14 protein-coding genes are annotated in these 16,248 nt (G+C 72.1%); 10 read left to right on the forward strand and 4 right to left on the reverse strand.

Annotated features, from left to right (window positions below):
• Nucleotides 1–169 precede the first annotated feature (169 nt).
• Both ACIBK5_RS08940 and ACIBK5_RS08945 read left to right on the forward strand, forming a co-directional pair.
• Nucleotides 170–1,555: a transcriptional regulator gene (locus tag ACIBK5_RS08940; RefSeq protein ID WP_399017664.1), complete on the forward strand. Its 1,386-nt coding sequence runs from the start codon at nucleotides 170–172 to the stop codon at nucleotides 1,553–1,555.
• 201 nt (nucleotides 1,556–1,756) lie between these two features.
• A complete protein-coding gene (locus tag ACIBK5_RS08945; protein ID WP_399017666.1) occupies nucleotides 1,757–3,769 on the forward strand; it encodes a hypothetical protein in 2,013 nt (670 codons plus the stop codon).
• A 46-nt stretch (nucleotides 3,770–3,815) separates the two neighbouring features.
• On the opposite strand, the gene ACIBK5_RS08950 is transcribed toward ACIBK5_RS08945, so the two are convergent.
• Nucleotides 3,816–5,126, reverse strand: a complete 1,311-nt coding sequence (locus tag ACIBK5_RS08950) for an ABC transporter substrate-binding protein (RefSeq protein ID WP_399017668.1) — start codon at nucleotides 5,124–5,126, stop codon at nucleotides 3,816–3,818.
• Nucleotides 5,127–5,243: 117 nt separating this feature from the next.
• Between ACIBK5_RS08950 and ACIBK5_RS08955 the strand changes: the two genes are divergently transcribed.
• Both ACIBK5_RS08955 and purU read left to right on the forward strand, forming a co-directional pair.
• On the forward strand, nucleotides 5,244–5,744 hold the full coding sequence (locus tag ACIBK5_RS08955) for a hypothetical protein (RefSeq protein WP_399017670.1): 501 nt from the start codon (nucleotides 5,244–5,246) through the stop codon (nucleotides 5,742–5,744).
• Between the two features lie 71 nt (nucleotides 5,745–5,815).
• Nucleotides 5,816–6,697 carry a formyltetrahydrofolate deformylase gene (gene purU, locus ACIBK5_RS08960; protein WP_399017672.1) on the forward strand — a complete coding sequence of 294 codons (882 nt, stop codon included), beginning with the start codon at nucleotides 5,816–5,818 and terminating at the stop codon, nucleotides 6,695–6,697.
• A 95-nt stretch (nucleotides 6,698–6,792) separates the two neighbouring features.
• Here the strand turns inward: purU and ACIBK5_RS08965 are convergent, their stop codons facing one another.
• Nucleotides 6,793–8,082: a zf-HC2 domain-containing protein gene (locus ACIBK5_RS08965; RefSeq protein ID WP_399017674.1), complete on the reverse strand. Its 1,290-nt coding sequence runs from the start codon at nucleotides 8,080–8,082 to the stop codon at nucleotides 6,793–6,795.
• Entirely contained in the window at nucleotides 8,079–8,660 is a 582-nt protein-coding gene (locus ACIBK5_RS08970; RefSeq protein ID WP_399017676.1) for a sigma-70 family RNA polymerase sigma factor, read from the reverse strand. Before ACIBK5_RS08970 ends, ACIBK5_RS08965 begins: the two co-directional genes overlap by 4 nt.
• 327 nt (nucleotides 8,661–8,987) lie before the next feature.
• Between ACIBK5_RS08970 and ACIBK5_RS08975 the strand changes: the two genes are divergently transcribed.
• Both ACIBK5_RS08975 and ACIBK5_RS08980 read left to right on the forward strand, forming a co-directional pair.
• Nucleotides 8,988–9,368 (forward strand): STAS domain-containing protein, encoded by a 381-nt coding sequence (locus tag ACIBK5_RS08975; protein ID WP_399017678.1) that lies wholly within the window; start codon nucleotides 8,988–8,990, stop codon nucleotides 9,366–9,368.
• Between the two features lie 168 nt (nucleotides 9,369–9,536).
• Nucleotides 9,537–10,049 (forward strand): EF-hand domain-containing protein, encoded by a 513-nt coding sequence (locus tag ACIBK5_RS08980; RefSeq protein WP_399017680.1) that lies wholly within the window; start codon nucleotides 9,537–9,539, stop codon nucleotides 10,047–10,049.
• A 130-nt stretch (nucleotides 10,050–10,179) separates the two neighbouring features.
• Here ACIBK5_RS08980 and ACIBK5_RS08985 read toward each other — a convergent pair whose 3' ends face one another.
• Nucleotides 10,180–11,682, reverse strand: a complete 1,503-nt coding sequence (locus tag ACIBK5_RS08985) for a class I adenylate-forming enzyme family protein (RefSeq protein ID WP_399017682.1) — start codon at nucleotides 11,680–11,682, stop codon at nucleotides 10,180–10,182.
• A gap of 90 nt (nucleotides 11,683–11,772) precedes the next feature.
• Here ACIBK5_RS08985 and ACIBK5_RS08990 point away from each other — a divergent pair, with 90 nt between their 5' ends.
• The 4 genes from ACIBK5_RS08990 (at nucleotide 11,773) to ACIBK5_RS09005 (ending at nucleotide 15,976) form a co-directional block, all read left to right on the forward strand.
• Nucleotides 11,773–12,969, forward strand: coding sequence for an amidohydrolase family protein (locus ACIBK5_RS08990; protein WP_399017684.1), 1,197 nt, complete (start codon nucleotides 11,773–11,775; stop codon nucleotides 12,967–12,969).
• Nucleotides 12,970–14,103: an acyl-CoA dehydrogenase family protein gene (locus ACIBK5_RS08995; RefSeq protein WP_399017686.1), complete on the forward strand. Its 1,134-nt coding sequence runs from the start codon at nucleotides 12,970–12,972 to the stop codon at nucleotides 14,101–14,103.
• A 2-nt stretch (nucleotides 14,104–14,105) separates the two neighbouring features.
• The gene (locus tag ACIBK5_RS09000; RefSeq protein ID WP_399018305.1) at nucleotides 14,106–14,987 is read left to right on the forward strand and encodes an acyl-CoA dehydrogenase family protein; all 882 of its coding nucleotides are present in this window, start codon (nucleotides 14,106–14,108) and stop codon (nucleotides 14,985–14,987) included.
• A gap of 509 nt (nucleotides 14,988–15,496) precedes the next feature.
• Nucleotides 15,497–15,976 (forward strand): ATP-binding protein, encoded by a 480-nt coding sequence (locus ACIBK5_RS09005; protein ID WP_399018308.1) that lies wholly within the window; start codon nucleotides 15,497–15,499, stop codon nucleotides 15,974–15,976.
• The last annotated feature ends 272 nt before the right edge of the window (nucleotides 15,977–16,248 follow it).

The following is a 16,248-nucleotide window of genomic DNA, read 5'->3' on the forward strand; positions in this document are numbered from 1 at the left end:
CGGCAACAGCCGTTACCCCGGCATTCCTCACATGCCTCGCATTTTCGCCTGGTCGGCGGGGCATTGATCTTCACGGCCGGATCTTTTCGCCGGGACGTGAGGGAGTTCGGCCGCGGAAGACACGTCAACTCGGTGCGTGGGCAGGCACCGCAGCCACAGGGGGTACGCCATGGCCGCAAGGCCGCTCGTCGCTCGGCAGCCGAACGAACGGCTCCAGGCGCTCATCCAGGAAGCCGGCTGCTCCAACGCCGGCCTCGCCCGCCGGGTCAACATGTGCGGTGCCGAGCACGGCCTCGACCTGCGCTACGACAAGACGTCGGTGGCGCGCTGGCTGCGCGGGCAGCAGCCGCGGGGCCGGGCCCCGGCGATCATCGCCGAGGCGCTGGGCCGCAAACTCGGCCGTACGGTCACGATCGACGAGATCGGCATGGCCAACGGCAAGAACCTCGCCTCGGGCGTGGGTCTCCAGTTCTCGCCGACGGTACTGGGGGCCATCGAGCAGGTCTGCGAGCTGTGGCGCAGCGACGTGGGGCGGCGGGACTTCCTGTCCGGCTCCTCCGTCGCCGCGTCCGCGCTGGTCGAGCCCAGCCGTGACTGGCTGATCTCCGCACCCGACGGCCAGGTGTCGCGCTCGGCCGGACCGCGCGTGGGGCAGTCCGACGTGGGGGCGGTCCTCGCCATGACGCAGGCGCTGGTGGATCTCGACCACCAGTACGGCAGCGGGCATGTGCGCCCGGTCGTCGTGCACTACCTCAACAGCGTGGTCTCGGGGCTGCTGGCGGGGTCGTACCGGGAGGCGGTGGGGCGGGACCTGTTCGCCGCCGTGGCGCGGCTGACGGAGCTCGCCGGATACATGGCCGTGGACACCGGGCAGCCCGGTCTGGCGCAGCGCTACTACATCCAGGCGCTGCGGCTGGCCCAGGCGGCCGGGGACCGCGGCTACGGCGGCTATGTGCTGGCCGCCTCCATGAGTCATCTCGCCGCGCAGCTCGGGAACCCGCGGGAGATCGCGCAGTTGGCGAGGGCGGCGCAGGAAGGGGCGCGGGGGCGCGTGTCACCGCGCGCGGAGTCGATGTTCTACGCGGCGGAGGCGCGCGGGCACGCCCTGATGGGCGATGTGCGCGCCACCCAGTCGGCGGCCGGGCGCGCGGTGAGCGCCCTGGAGGCGGCCGACCCGGCCGCCGGGGACGACCCGGTGTGGATCGCGCACTTCGACGAGGCCTATCTCGCCGACGAGTTGGCCCACTGCCACCGGGACCTGGGGCAGGCCGACGCGGCGGCGCGGTGCGCGCGGGAGTCGCTGGACGGGCATCCCGAGACGCGGGCGCGCCGCCGGGCCATCGGTTATGTGCTGTTGGCCACGGCGCAGGTGCAGCAGCGCGAGGTCGAAGAGGCGTGCAGTACGGGCATGAAGGCCGTGGAACTGCTGGAGGGGCTGCGGTCCAACCGGGGCGCCGAGTATCTGGAGGACTTCCAGCAGCGGCTGGAGCCGTACCGGGACGAAGCGGTGGTCAGGGAGTTCGGGGCGCGCCTTGACCTCCAGGCGGCGGCGTGAACACAGGGTCTGCGAATGCGTGAACGTGCGGGAAACGGCCGCCGCGCGCGCAGGAGGTGACATGAACAGCGTGCCGTGACTTGGTTGTGTTACCGCGCTCACAGGGCTCGAGGTCGGGCCCTGTGCTGCGTGGCACGGGGCTCTGGGGACCCGGTAGCGTGACCCGACGATTCACAAGGTCCCCCATAAGTAGGAGTCCCGGTGACGCAGAGTGGACAGGGCGAGGAGCCCTCGGCGCGCCAAGCGCGCGAAGGCATCGTGCTGCCCTCCGACGGTGGCGAACCCCTGCTGCCGGGGATGACGGGCGGACCCGGTGACGCCTCGGCAGGCCGCCTGACCGGCCCGGCCCCGACCGGCCAGACCCCGGCCTCCGCTCCCGCCGGGGGCCAGACCTGGGGCCAGCCGTGGGGCCCCGACCAACAGGCCCCGCCCCCGCCGCAGGACAACAGCTGGCAGTCCCCGCAGCCTCAGCAGTCCCAGCAGTGGACCACCCCGGAGCCTCCGGCGTGGGACGCGCAGCACCACGCGCCGGGCGCGCTCCCCCAGGAGGGCACCCAGCCCTCCAACCCGTACGCCGGCTACGGCACTCCGCCCGACGCTTCCCAACTGCCCCCGGCCCCGGGCCCGTACGGCACCCCGCCGCCACAGCCCACGGACGGCTACGGCTCCCCCGCCGGGGGCGGCCTGCCGCCGGCCTCCGACACGTACGGCTCCGCCGCCGCGAGCGGCTATGGCTCCCCGGCCGGGGGTGCCCCGATGCCCCAGGCGGCGGACGGCTACGGCGCTCCTGCCGGAGGCGGCTTGCCGTCCGGCTCCGATGCGTACGGCTCCGCCGCGGGCGGCTACGGCTCCCCGGCTGGAGGCGCCCCGCTGCCGCAAGCGGGTGTCGGCGGACATGGCGCCGGACCTGCCGGCGCCCCGCTGCCGCAGGCGACGGACGGCTACGGTGCTCCCGCCGGAGGCGGTCTGCCGCGGTCCTCCGACGGCTACGGCGCTCCTGCCGGAGGCGGTCTGCCGCAGTCCTCCGACGGGTACGGCTCCGCCGCCGCGGGCGGTTCGCCGCCGTCCGCCGCCGGGGTGTACGGCGCTCCCGCCGGAGGTGCCCCGCTGCCGCCCGCGACGGACGGGTACGGGTCTCCCTCCTCGTCCGCACCGCTGCCCGCTCCCGCGGACGAGGGCGCGACCCAGTTCCTGCCGCCGGTCGCCGCGGCGCCCGACGAGGGGGCGACGCAGTACATACCCCCGGTGGGCCCGGGTGCGCTGCCGCCCGAGACGCCCACCGGTCACGACCCCGAGGCGACCACGTTCCTGGGCACCGCACCCCGGGCCGGGGCCGGGCCGTTGCCGCCCGCCTCGAATCCGGACGCCGAGGCGACGCAGTACATCGCGCCGGTGCCCGGCGGGGACAAGCAGCCGCCCGCCGAGTTCGACAACCTCTTCCGCAGCGACCACGGCGCCGAGAGCCCGGCCGCGTCCACGCAGCAGATGCCCCGCTTCGAGCAGCCCCAGGCCCACCAACCCCAGCCCCAGTCCTACGCCCCGCCCAACCACTCCGGCGGCGGGCGGGGCGGTCGCGGCGGCCGTGCCGGCTCGCGCGTGCCGGTCATCGCGGCCGTCGGCATCGGCATCGCCGTCCTCGGCGTCGGCGCCGGCGCGCTGCTCGCCGCCGGCGGCGGTGACGACGGCGGCGGCGACAACAACAAGACCGTGGCCGCCTCGGCGCCCGCGACGGACGACTCCGCCTCGCCCTCCGCCGACCCGGCCCGCGCGCAGGCGGTCGAGCTGGACAAGCTGCTCGCCGACAGCGGCGACAGCCGCACCACCGTGATCACCTCCGTCGCCGACGTCAAGCGCTGCGACAACCTGCCCCAGGCGGCCAAGAACCTGCGCGACGCGGCCAAGCAGCGCACCGAGCTGGTCACCCGGCTCTCCGGCATCACGGTCGACCAGCTGCCCCAGCACGCCGCGCTGACCACCGCCCTCACCAAGGCGTGGCAGGCCTCGGCCTCGGCCGACAACCACTACGCGGCCTGGGCCGACCAGACCGCGGGCAAGAAGGGCTGCCGGAAGGGCCAGGCCCGTGCCACCGGCCAGACGCAGGCCGGCAACCGCGCCAGCGGCGTCGCGAGCACCGAGAAGACCAAGGCGGCCGGGCTGTGGAACGCGATAGCGAAGACGTACGGCCTGACCGAGCGTCAGCCGACGCAGCTGTGACGTGAGGTGACGTGGTCCGGTCCGGGCGTGAACCGCTGAGCGCGGCTCAGTAGTTCACGTCGGCGTCCTGCAGCGTCTTCGTCGTGTCGACGAAGCCCTTCCGCGCCGACACCAGCCGCCCTTCCCGCACCACCTGAAGGGTCACGTTCGCATTGACCAGGCGCGGGAAGCCGACGGCGGCGAGCTTGTCCTGGAACTGCCACCGCAGCGTCGGCGTGAGCCCGCCCGTGCCGACGCTGAGGCCGTCGTCGAGGGCCTCCGTCACCGTGTCGGCGCTCACCTCGCCGCCACCGAGCGACTCGACGACCTTCTTGAACACGGTGTAGGCGATCCAGGTGGTCTGCACTCCGGCGTCCGCGGCGTCGATGCGGTTGTCGCCGAAGGCCTCCTCCTTGATCACCTGCTTCATCCCGTTCCAGCGGGCATCGCTCTCCACCGGGTACCAGCCGGTGATGTACGAGCCCTCATACGGCCCCGAGGCCCCGCCGGTCGCGTCGATCACGGTCTGGTCGACGCTGCCGAGCACGGTGGCCGTCCGGACGTCGGGATAGTCCTCGCGGGAGCGCCGGAAGGAGTCCATGAAGGTGCCGTTGCGGTCCCCGAGCGCGGGCACCACACACCCCTCGGTCCCGGGGGCGGAGGTCGTCGTCTCCAGCGCCCGCTCGGCCTGGCCGTCGTACTCGGTGGCGTCCTCCGCCGCCCGCTGGTCCCGCGCGGCCCGGTGCCCGCCCGCCTTCAGGCCGGAGTCGAGCAGCGGCGGCAGCTGGTCGCCCGCGATGGTGTCGGGCCGCACCAGGGCGACGGGCCCGCAGCCGGCGAGAGACCTGCCGAGACCGGCCAGCAGCGCGGGCTGGCCGCCGTTGACGGGATAGGACAGGGGACTGGTGAACTCGGCGTTGGTGATGCCGTAGCCGCCTATGTACGGGATGCCCGCGCCCTCCAGGGACGGGAAGAAGGAGTCGGCGTACTGGCTGTAGGATCCTACGACCGCGACCACGTTCTCCTTGGCGGCCCGTCGGGCGCACTTGGCGGCGGCCACGCTGTCGTTGTGGTCGTTGCAGGTCAGCACGTTGAGCTTGCGGCCGTTGATCCCGCCCTTGGCGTTGATCCAGCGGGCGTAGGCGTGGGCGAAGGCGGGCATTCCGGGCTTGTTGGTGGCCTTGGTGTCCTGCGGCGCCCACGTCATGACGGTGATCGGATCGTCCCCGGCATCCCCCGTGGTGCCGGGGACGACCCCGCAGCCGGCGAGGAGCGACGCGCACGCGGCCGCCGTGCCCGCGGAGAGGACGCCTTTCCTGGCGTGACGGGTGAGGGGGCCGGGGAGGAATGTGCTGCGGGTGCGTCGCCTGCCGGTCATGGTTCCGCACGATTCCGCCACATGGCCAACCCGAGAGTGATCTCGGCTCAACAATGGGTGACGCCCAGGTGAATTGCGGGGGCCAGGGTGACCGATGTGGAGGGGAACGTACGATCGATGACCGTGCAAGCTTCGGAGAACTCTTCCCGTCGTGGCCGTCGCTCATCCACCATGGGCGGCATGCCTGTCAACGACATGCCGTGGTGGCGCTGGCGCAGCAATGTGCGCTCGGCGCTGCACATGCTCTCCGATCCCGGGTTCCAGCGGGACGTCTGGCTGGCCGGCGTGGACGGCTACGGCGACGTGACCGACGCGGTGTACCGGCTGGTCGAGGACACCTGGCTGGATCACTGGTCCGCCGAGAAGTACGTCGGCACGATCTTCCGTGACTCGCAGGAGGCGGCCCTCGTGGACACCGCCGTGCTGCGGGTGCTGCGGATCATGCACCAGGTCGGGCCGGACGCCCCGGTCACCGCGTACCTCGAGAACCAGGCGTGGCCCGAGGCGATCCAGGCGGCCCGGGACGCGCATGTGCGGCTCGCCACGAGCGACGGCGAGGAGCCGGACACGCCGCCGCGCAGCCTGGAGGTCCTACGGCTCATGACCAGGTCCGCCTAGGGCTTCGCCCAGGGGGTCCGTACAGCGGGACGATTGCGGGCGGTGTGGCTGCCTGTGGGAACCTGTCCTGCATGAACGAGCAGTCCACCACCACCGCGACCCCGCCCGACCAGTACGTCCTCACCCTTTCCTGCCCGGACAGGAAAGGCATCGTGCACGCCGTGTCGAGCTACCTCTTCATGACCGGCTGCAACATCGAGGACAGCCAGCAGTTCGGCGACCACGACACGGGACTGTTCTTCATGCGCGTCCACTTCTCGGCGGACGCGCCGGTGTCCGTGGAGAAGCTGCGGGCCAGCTTCGCGGCGATCGGTGACTCCTTCCAGATGGAGTGGCAGATCAACCGGGGCGACCAGAAGATGCGCATCCTGCTCATGGTCAGCAAGTTCGGGCACTGCCTGAACGACCTGCTGTTCCGGGCGCGGACCGGGGCGCTGCCGGTGGAGATCGCCGGGGTGGTGTCCAACCACACGGACTTCGCCGAGCTCGTGGGCTCGTACGACATCCCCTTCCACCACATTCCGGTGACGCGGGACACGAAGGCCGAGGCGGAGGGGCGGCTGCTCGACATCGTGCGTGAGGAGGGTGTCGAGCTGGTCGTTCTCGCCCGGTACATGCAGGTGCTGTCGGACGACCTGTGCAAGGCGCTGTCCGGGCGGATCATCAATATCCACCACTCGTTCCTGCCGAGCTTCAAGGGTGCGAAGCCGTATCACCAGGCTCATGCGCGGGGTGTGAAGCTGATCGGGGCGACGGCGCACTATGTGACGGCTGATCTCGATGAGGGGCCGATCATCGAGCAGGAGGTCGAGCGGGTCGGGCATGACGTGACGCCGGAGGGGCTGGTCGCGATCGGGCGTGACGTGGAGTGTCAGGCGCTGGCGCGGGCGGTCAAGTGGCATGCCGAGCGGCGGATTCTGCCCAATGGGCGGCGGACGGTTATTTTCGCCTAGGAGCTCGGGGCGTCCCGTTTGGTGGCGGGTGCGGGTTGTGTGTGGTTGTTCGCGCAGTTCCCCGCGCCCCTAGGAGCGTGCCCCTGCTGTGGGTTTTACATCCTGCTCAGTGAAGCCGCCGCGAAGAGGACGTCTCTGATCGCCTCTCTGTCTCCTACCTGGCCCGCTGCCGCTTCCTGCGGGGGTACGTGGCCTGCTGCCAGGCGGCAGAATTCGACGCCGTCCAGGGCTACGTGGGCCACCTCGTGTTCCGCGGAGCCCTTGGCCGCGGGGGAGTCGAGGGGGATCAGCCACTCGCCGCCGCCGAGGCCCTCGATCTCCAGGCGGAGGCTGCGGCCCGGTTCGCCCGCCGCGACGAGGTGGCGGTGATGGGCGGGTGTCGCGAGGCCGGCGCGGCGGCGGTGCGCCAGGGCCGTCGGCAGCATGCGGGCCGCCAGGTCGATCATGCGGTGCAGATGGCGCGGCGAGGGCGGGTCGTAGGGGTAGTCGACGGCGTCCGCGATGTCCTCCGCGTGCACCCAGCACTCGAAGGCCCGGTCGAGCATCGCGTCGTGCAGGGGCAGCGCGAAGTCGCCGTACGGCACGGGCATCTTCCCGGCGCCGCCGCCCGTGAAGGACACCGTGCGGACGAGGTTGTGGCTCTGTTCCCGCCAGGGCGCCCGCACGGCCCGGGTGGGCGGGAAGTGGGAGGCCTGCCAGTACGCCTCGGTGCGGGACGCCGGAGTCGGCTGCCGGGACGTGACATCGCCCAGCGGGTCGTCCAGGCCCAGCGCGAGCGCGACAAGACCGTCGACGCTGAGCAGATGCGCGATGACCCCGGCGACGGTCGTACGGCGGCTCGTCGCTTCGTCGGCCCGGAACCAGCGCAGCCGTACCGGCGCGTGCCACTCGGCGTCGCCGAAGTCCTGGAGCAGGGCGTCCAGGCGCGCGGTCTCGGCGTCGTAGGCGGCGGCCCAGTCCGGCACCGGGATGCGCGGCGGGCGGCGCTCCAGGCAGGTCTCCAGGACCCGGGTGCGCAGGGACGGGTCCAGGTCGAGGCTCTCGGGCCGTTGCAGCAGCCCGACCGCCTCGCGCAGCCGCCGCGCCTCGTCGGCGCACTGCCCGCACTCGCCGAGATGCTCCTCGACGGCCACCGCCTCCTCGGCCGAGCAGGCGGCCAGCGCCCAGGCGCCGAGCAGGGCCTTCAGCACGGGGTGCTCCAGCACCGGCCGTACGGGAGGGGGCGCGGTGTCACCCAGGTCCTCCAGTGCGGGCAGCGGCTGCCCGCTGTCCTCGACGGAGGCCCGGGGCGGGGGGATCCGCGGCGGCTTCCCCGGCTCGTGCCCGGCGTCCGGTTCGGGCCCGTCCGGCTCGCCCGGGCCCGAGAGGAACTCGGAGCCGCTCACACCGCACCCCCGTCTCCGGGCGGTGCGCCGGGTGGCTCGGTCTCGTGGGCGGTGGACAGAAGCTGGAGGCCCAGGCGCAGCCGGCGGCGGGCCTCGTCCTCGGTGATGCCGAGGTCGGTGGCGGTCTGGCGGTAGTCGCGGCGCTGGAAGTAGGCCCGCTCCAGGGCCGAGCGCAGCGGGACCGGCATGGACTGCACGATGTAGTCGGCGCGGGCGGCGACCGAGGCGCGGCGCACCCTGTGCTCCAGTTCCTCCGCGGTGCCGGAGCCGTCGCGGGCGAGGGCCGCGGTCTCGGTGGCGCGCAGGCGCTGCACGGCCAGGCGGTGGGTCAGCGTGGCGACCCAGGTGCGCAGCGGACCCTGTCTGGGGTCGTAGGAGTCCGGGTGTTCCCAGACGTGGACGAAGACCTCGCGGGTGATGCCGTCGGCGGCGCGTTCGTCACCGAGGACGCGGTGGGCGAGGCCGTGCACGAGTGAGGCGAACCGGTCGTAGAGCTCACCGAGGGCGGCGGCCTCCCCGCGGGCGAGCCGCTGCTGCATCTTGCGGTCCCAGCGGGGCGGTACGTCCTTTTTCGCCATGCGGCCCCCTCACCCCCTGCTCGTGTCCCGCGCCCGTGCCCTGTCCAGCGTGTGCCTGATGTCTCCTCGAATGTAGTCGGCACGTCCGGTAGCGCACGCCCCTTTGTGGCAATGTGCGCCCCCTGAACGGCCGCAGGTGGTAGGGGCGCCTACCCCTCCGCCGGCCGATCAGACCTGACCGAAGGCGATCGAACAGGATCGAAGCCGACTAAAACAAGCCTGATTCGACGGGGATCCGTTTTTCGGGTTGTGTTTCAGGGAACGGCCGCTGGGCAGCCGCGCTGCAAGGAAGCGTAGGCACTGCTTCCGTTTTGGCGATCGAAGGGCGTGGTGGTGACCTTCAAAGTGACCGGCGACGAGCAGGGCGAATGGGCCGTGCTCCAGGTGTCCGGCGAACTGGATCTGGTGACCTCGCCGGTGCTGCGTCAGCGTGTGCACGACGTAGTGGCCGAGGGGCACCACTGTCTTGTCCTCGACCTGTCCGACGTGTTCTTCTGCGATTCCAGCGGTGTCGGTGTGCTGATCGCCGCGCGCCGGCTGATCCGCTCCTGCCAGGGCCGCCTGCGCCTGGTGCTGCCCGCCCGGGGCGCGGCCGACGGGTCCCACGTCAACCGGGTCCTCGGCGCGCTCGGCGTTCGCAGGCTGTTCGACGTGTACGGCGATGTGGACGCGGCCCTGGGTGACGAGGGCGAACCCCTGTCCGCGTGACGGACCGATGACGCACGGTAGGGCGACTGTTGCCGTTCTGACACGCTGTTGTCCCGGAATTCCCCCGGTCTTGGCGCAAGTGACGTTTTCCCGCGCCCGAACGGCCCCCTCCGTCGTACGCTCCGAGCGAGACGCACCCCACCTGACGTAAGGCGGCCTGAAAGAGACATGGTCAGCAGCGAGTACGAGCGCAGGATCGCCGCCCGGTTCGCCATCTTCGACCAGGACGGCAACGGCTACATCGACCGCGAGGACTTCTTCGGGGCGGCCAAGGCGCTGCTCACGGAGTTCGCCGTAGCGGCCCGGTCCGACAAGGGACAGGCGCTGTACGGCGGCGCGGAGGCGTTCTGGCAGGGCATGGCGGGCATCGCGGACCGCGACGGCGACCAGCGCATCACGCGCGAGGAGTTCGTGGGCGGCGCGGTCAAGCGCCTGCGCGACAACCCCGACCGGTTCGCCGAGATCGCCCGCCCCTTCCTGCACGCGGCACTGGACATCGCCGACACGGACGGTGACGGCGCGGCGACGATCGAGGAGGTGTCCCGCGTCCTCACATGCCTCGGCGCCCCCGAGGACGTCGCCCGCACGGCCGCCGGCGCACTCGACGCGGACGAGGACGGCAAGGTCGGCGAGGCCGAGGTCGTACCGGCCTTCGCCCGCTACTTCACGGTGCCCGAGTAGGGCCACGCGTCCGCGCCGTGGGATTTCGGCGCCCCTTCGCCGTAAGGGTTGTCCTCGGACGGGCGGCTGCGGGCTGTCCGTGGTCACTCGCGCAGTTCCCCGCGCCCCTGAAGAACCTGCCCGCAGCGCGTCACGTGCCCGAGTAGCGTTCGCGCAGCTTGTACTTGAGCACCTTCCGCAGGGTCTCGCCCCGCGGAAGGGCGTCCACGACCTCGAGTCGTTCCGGCAGCTTGTGGACGGAGAGACCCTCCGCGCGCAGGTGGGCGGTCGCCGTCGCCAGGGTCAAGGGCTCGGCGCCCGGCGGCTGTTCCACCACCGCGCACACCAGCTCGCCGCGCGCCGCGTCCGGCAGGCCGATCACCGCCACGTCCCCGACCGCCGGATGCCGGTGCAGAAGGTCCTCGATCTCCTGGGCCGAGATGTTCTCGCCCTTGCGGATGATGACGTCCTTGAGGCGGCCGGTGAGGACCAGATGCCCGGTCTCCGTCAGGTGCCCGAGGTCGCCGGTGCGCAGGAAGCCGTCCGCGTCGAAGGCCTCCGCCGTCTGCCCGGGATCCAGATACCCCTGGCACACCGCCTCCCCGCGCAGCCGCACCTCCCCGTCCACGATCCGTATCTCCATACCCTCCGGCGGCCGTCCCTCGGTCGTCGCCAGCAGCTCCGGGGTGTCGTCCGGGTCGCCCATGGTGATCATCGGTACCTCGGTCATGCCGTAGCCGTGGGTGAGCTGTACGCCCATCTCGCTGACTACGGCGTAATAGAGCTCCGGCGGCTTCGGCGCCCCGCCGCCCGCCAGCAGCCGTAGCGTCGGCACCACCGGGGTCCCGGGCCGCTTCCGCTGCTCCGTCAGGAACATCGAGTAGAACGCCGTGGACCCGCCCGCCATGGTCACCCCGTGCCGGCGGTAGGACTCCAGCGCGTCCGGCAGCGCGAACTGCTCGAACAGCACCGCCGGGAAGCCGTACAGCAGCAGCATCACCGTGTAGTCGGGCCCGCCGATATGGGCGTACGGGAAGGCGATCGACCCCACGTCGTCCCCCGAGGGCCGCAGGGCGTGCGCGAGGCAGGAGCCGCCCGCGATCAGGGAACGGTCCGTGTGCAGCACGCCCTTGGGGTCGGAGGTCGTGCCGGACGTCCAGTAGATCCAGCGGACCGCGGTGCCGTCGGCGGGCGGGGGAGGCAGGACGGAGGGATCGCCGTCGGGCAGGTCGTCGTACGCCTCGAAGACACCCTTCGCACCCAGGCGCCGGGCCATCTCCGCGTGGTCGAAGCCGCGCCACTCGCCCGGCACCGCGAAGAACTCCGCCCTCGACTCGCGCAGCGCGAAGCCCACTTCGCGGTCCCGGTAGAAGGGGATGACCGGCGTCTGCACGGCGCCGAGGCGGGCCAGCGCGAAGGACAGCAGGGCCGTCTCGATCCGGGTGGGCAGCTGCCAGGCGACCACCGTGCCGGGGCGGACACCCATGCCGTACAGCCCGGCCGCGACCCGCTCGGCCCGCGTGCGCAGAGCGCCGAAGGTGAGCCTGCGGCCGCCTTCCAGGAAGAGCGGCCGGTCCGGGGTGACGGCGGCGCGGCGGGCGACCAGCTCCCACAGCGTGCGGGACGAACTCAGGGCGTGCGGGGTCTCGTTCACGACTGCCCCCTGCTGCTTGGCTGACGGGTCGTCAGGTGGGATGCTATCTGACGCTGCATCAGATAAGCATCAGTCCGGCGGAGGGGACCCATGGCGACCGAACTGCCCCGCATCATCAGCGTCGACGACCACGTGATCGAGCCCGCCCACCTCTTCGAGACGTGGCTGCCGGCCAAGTACCGCGACCGCGGACCCAGGCCCCTGACCGCGGGCATCGGTGAACTCGCCTACGTCGGCGGCAAGTACCGGATCACGATGGACCCGGACGGCCCGCCCACCGACTGGTGGATCTACGAGGACCTGAAGTTCCCGTACAAGCGCAACATCGCCGCCGTCGGCTTCGACCGGGACGAGATGACCCTGGAGGGCATCACCCGGGAGGAGATGCGGCGCGGCTGCTGGGACCCGAAGGCCCGTCTGGAGGACATGGACCTCAACCATGTCGAGGCGTCCCTCTGCTTCCCGTCCTTCCCCCGCTTCTGCGGCCAGACCTTCGCCGAGGCGCACGACAAGGAGGTCGCCCTGGCCTGTGTGCGCGCCTACAACGACTGGATGGTCGAGGAGTGGTGCGGGGGCAGCGGCGGGCGGCTCATCCCGCTCTGCCTGATCCCGCTGTGGGACGTCGGGCTGGCGGTCGCGGAGATCCGGCGCAACGCCGAGCGCGGGGTACGGGCGGTGACCTTCTCCGAGATCCCCACGCACCTCGGGCTGCCGTCCATCCACTCCGGCTACTGGGACCCGTTCTTCGCGGTCTGCCAGGAGACCGGGACGGTCGTCAACATGCACATCGGGTCCTCGTCCCAGATGCCCGCCGCCTCCCCGGACGCACCGCCCGCCGTCCAGGCCTCGCTCAGCTTCAACAACGCGATGGCCTCGATGATGGACTTCCTCTTCAGCGGCGTGCTGGTGCGGTTCCCGCGCCTCAAACTCGCCTACTCCGAGGGCCAGATGGGCTGGGTCCCCTACGCCCTGGAGCGCGCCGACGACGTCTGGGAGGAACACCGCGCCTGGGGCGGGGTGAGGGACACCATCCCCGAGCCGCCGTCCACCTACTACTACCGGCAGATCTTCTGCTGCTTCTTCCGCGACAAGCACGGCGTGGCCTCGCTCGACGTCGTCGGCCGCGACAACGCCACGTTCGAGACCGACTACCCGCACGTCGACTCGACCTTCCCGCACACCAAGGAAGTCGCCCTCGACCACGTCAAGGGCCTCGACGACGAGACGGTCTACAAGCTGATGCGCGGCAACGCGATCCGCATGCTCGACCTGGACCTCGACAAATAGATGGACCTCACGTACAGCCCCGAGGAAGAGGAGTTCCGGGCGCGCCTGCGGGAGTGGCTCGGCACGGTGCTGCCCACGCTGCCGCCCAAGCCGCCCCCCGACGACTGGCCCGCCCGACGCGCCCACGACCTCGGCTGGCAGCGCAGGCTCCACGACGCCGGATACGCCGACGTCCACTGGGGCGCCTCGCCCACCATCCGGCTGATCTTCCTGGAGGAGACAGAGAAGGCGGGCGCGCCCTACGTGGGGGCCAACTTCGTGGGGCTGCTGCACGCCGGGCCGACCATCGCCGCCGAGGGCACGGACGAGCAGCGGGCGCGCTGGCTGGCGCCGATCCTGCGCGGCGAGGAGGTCTGGTGCCAGGGCTTCAGCGAACCGGAGGCCGGCTCCGACCTCGCGGCCCTGCGCACCCGCGCGCGGCGCGACGGCGACCACTACGTGGTGACCGGCTCCAAGATCTGGACCTCCCACGCGGAAGTCGCCGACTGGTGCGAGCTGTTGGTCCGCACGGACCCCGCGGTGCCCAAGCACCGGGGCATCACCTGGCTGGCCATGCCCATGGACGCGCCCGGCATCACCGTACGGCCGCTGCGGACCCTGGCCGGTTCGGCGGAGTTCGCCGAGATGTTCCTGGACGAGGTGCGGGTGCCGGTCGCGAACCGGGTCGGGGACGAGAACGACGGCTGGCGCGTGACGATGGTGACGCTGTCCTTCGAACGCGGCACGGCCTTCGCCGGCGAGGTCGTCGCCTGCCGCCGCGTCCTGGGCGAACTGGCCGTCGAGGCCCGCGAGAACGGCCGCTGGGACGACCCGGTGCTGCGGCGCCGGCTGGGCAGGCTCAACGCCGAGTTCCGGGCCCTGTGGCGGCTCACGCAGTGGAACGTCAGCGCGGCGGAGACCTCGGGCGGGGTGCCCGGGACCGCGGGCTCGGTCTTCAAGCTGCGGTACTCGCACGCCCGCCAGGAGCTCTACGACGCCGCCGCCGAGGTGCTGGGCCCCGACTGCCTCGACCTGGACCGGCCCTGGACCCTCGACCGCCTCTCGTCCCTCTCGTACACCATCGCGGCCGGTACCTCGCAGATCCAGCACAGCATCGTCGCCGAGCGGATCCTCGGCCTGCCGAAGGGACGGTGACCGTGCGTTTCCGGTTGACGGACGACCAGCGGGCGTTGCGCGAGGGGATGCGGCAGCTGCTGGCCCGGCGTTTCGACGCGGAGGCGCTGCGGGCCGCCGCACGGGGCCCGGCGCGCCTGGACCGGGCGCTGTGGCGGGCCCTGGGCGACGCCGGGTTCTTCGCGCTGCGGCTGCCGGAGGCGGACGGCGGGGTCGGACTGGGGCTCCCCGAGGCGGTGTTGGTGTTCGAGGAGACGGGGCGGGCGCTGCTGCCCGGGCCGCTGGCCGCCACCCACCTCGCGGCCGGTGCCGTACCGGGCGCGGCCACGGGGGAGACCGTCGTGACGGCCGTCGACGGCGGCCTCGCGGAGTGGCTGACGGAGGCCGACGTCGTACGCGGCGACACCGCCGGCGCCGTGCCGCTGCGCTCCCTGGACCCGCTGACACCGCTGCACCGCGTTCCCGGGGGCGCGACGGCCGCCCCGGACCCCGTCGCCGTCCTCCTCACCGCCGCCGAGCAGCTCGGCACGGCGGTCCGCGTCTGCGAGCTGGCGGCGCAACACGCCCGGGCCCGCGAACAGTTCGGACGGCCCATAGGGGCCTTCCAGGCGGTGGCGCACCTGTGCGCGGGGATGCTGGTCCGGGCGGAGACGGCCCGCGCCGCGGTGTACGCGGCCGCCGTCACCGCCGACCCGGCCGATATCGCAGCCGCCCGTCTGCTCGCCGACGAGGCCGCCGTACGCGGCGCCCGCGACTGTCTCCAGGTGCACGGCGGCATGGGCTTCACCTGGGAGTCCGAGGTCCATCTGCATCTGAAACGCGCATGGGTTCGAACCCAACGTGCGGGTGGAGTCACGGAGAGTGAGGAACTCCTCGCGGCCGATCTGGCGGCCGGAACGGCCTGACGGGCCGTCTGGCTGCGACATTGCCGACGATGCCCGCAGAGATGTCGCGGATTGTGGCATGCCGGAATTACGGAGAGTTGATACCGGGTCGTATCCGATGCGTGACTCGTAACAGCCCGGAGTCGGCGGTCCGCTCCGGTACCTTGTGTGAGATGCGAGTGGTCCTGAACACGCGCCGCGCCGCAGTCGCCCCCGGGACGACTGCGGATCCGACGATGCGCGCCGCTGCTTGCCCCGCAGTGCGGCCCCGCTTCGCCGCCTGTTCGACTCCCCGCGGCGAGCGTCGCACAGTATCCCGCAGGGGTACTCCTTCGCGCTGGAATATGCCCGAAGCGCTTGTTGGGGTGACTGTACGTCAACCATGCTGTCCCACAAGGGATTCACGTTCCGTGATCCTTGTCCCGGCCGTTGTTCTGGCCATGCAGAAAATGGCTACGATCGTGGCCCTCGTGAGGCGCGAGCCTAAGTGTCCGCCGGTTCGGATGGTGTGAGCGGTGCAGGTGCTTCAAGTGCAGCTGGAGATCCGGCCCGACCCCGCAGAGGTGGGGCGTGCCAGGCGGTGGGCCCGCTCGCGCCTGGCCGGGTCGGGCATACAGGCCGACGAACCGCTCGCCGAGACGCTGATCCTGCTGGTCTCCGAACTCGTCACCAACGCCGTGGTGCACACCGGCTGTCCCGCGGTGCTGCTGCTGTCGCTGCCGCACGCGGTGACGGACGAGTCCACGGTCCGCCTCGAGGTCGCCGACCGCAGCGGCCGGGCCCCCGTGCCCCGGTGCGCTGACGACGACGCGACCGGCGGCCGGGGTCTCGCCCTCGTCGACGGCCTCGCCGACCGCTGGGGCTGGAGCGTCGAGAGCACCGGCAAGCGCATCTGGTGCGAGCTGGACCGGTGCGCGAAGTCCGGTGAGGTCACGGCGTCGTGCGGAGGGGGCGCGGCGGCGTACGGCGGCGGGACGTCGTTCGAGGGGCTGGCGTACGAGGCGGTGTAGGGCCGGCGGGTCGGGCTGGGGCCCGGTCCTTCCGCGTGCGCGTCCTTGCCAGTCCTTGCTCGTCCTTGCTCGTCCGTGTCCGCCGGGCGCGTGGAACGCGAGGCATGGTGGACGGCGGCACATGCCGCGGGGTCTTGCGGCGAAGGCCGGGGCGTGGGTGCACGGCGGCCGGCCGGTTCCGTCAGGGCATGCGGTGATGCGCCGGGATGTGCTTCCGTGCGCGCCCGCGGCACACCCCGCATAAGCGACAAATCACCGAACCGGATGTTGAC

Origin of the sequence: Streptomyces sp. NPDC050546 (assembly GCF_044457425.1) — a bacterium.
GTDB lineage: Bacteria > Actinomycetota > Actinomycetes > Streptomycetales > Streptomycetaceae > Streptomyces.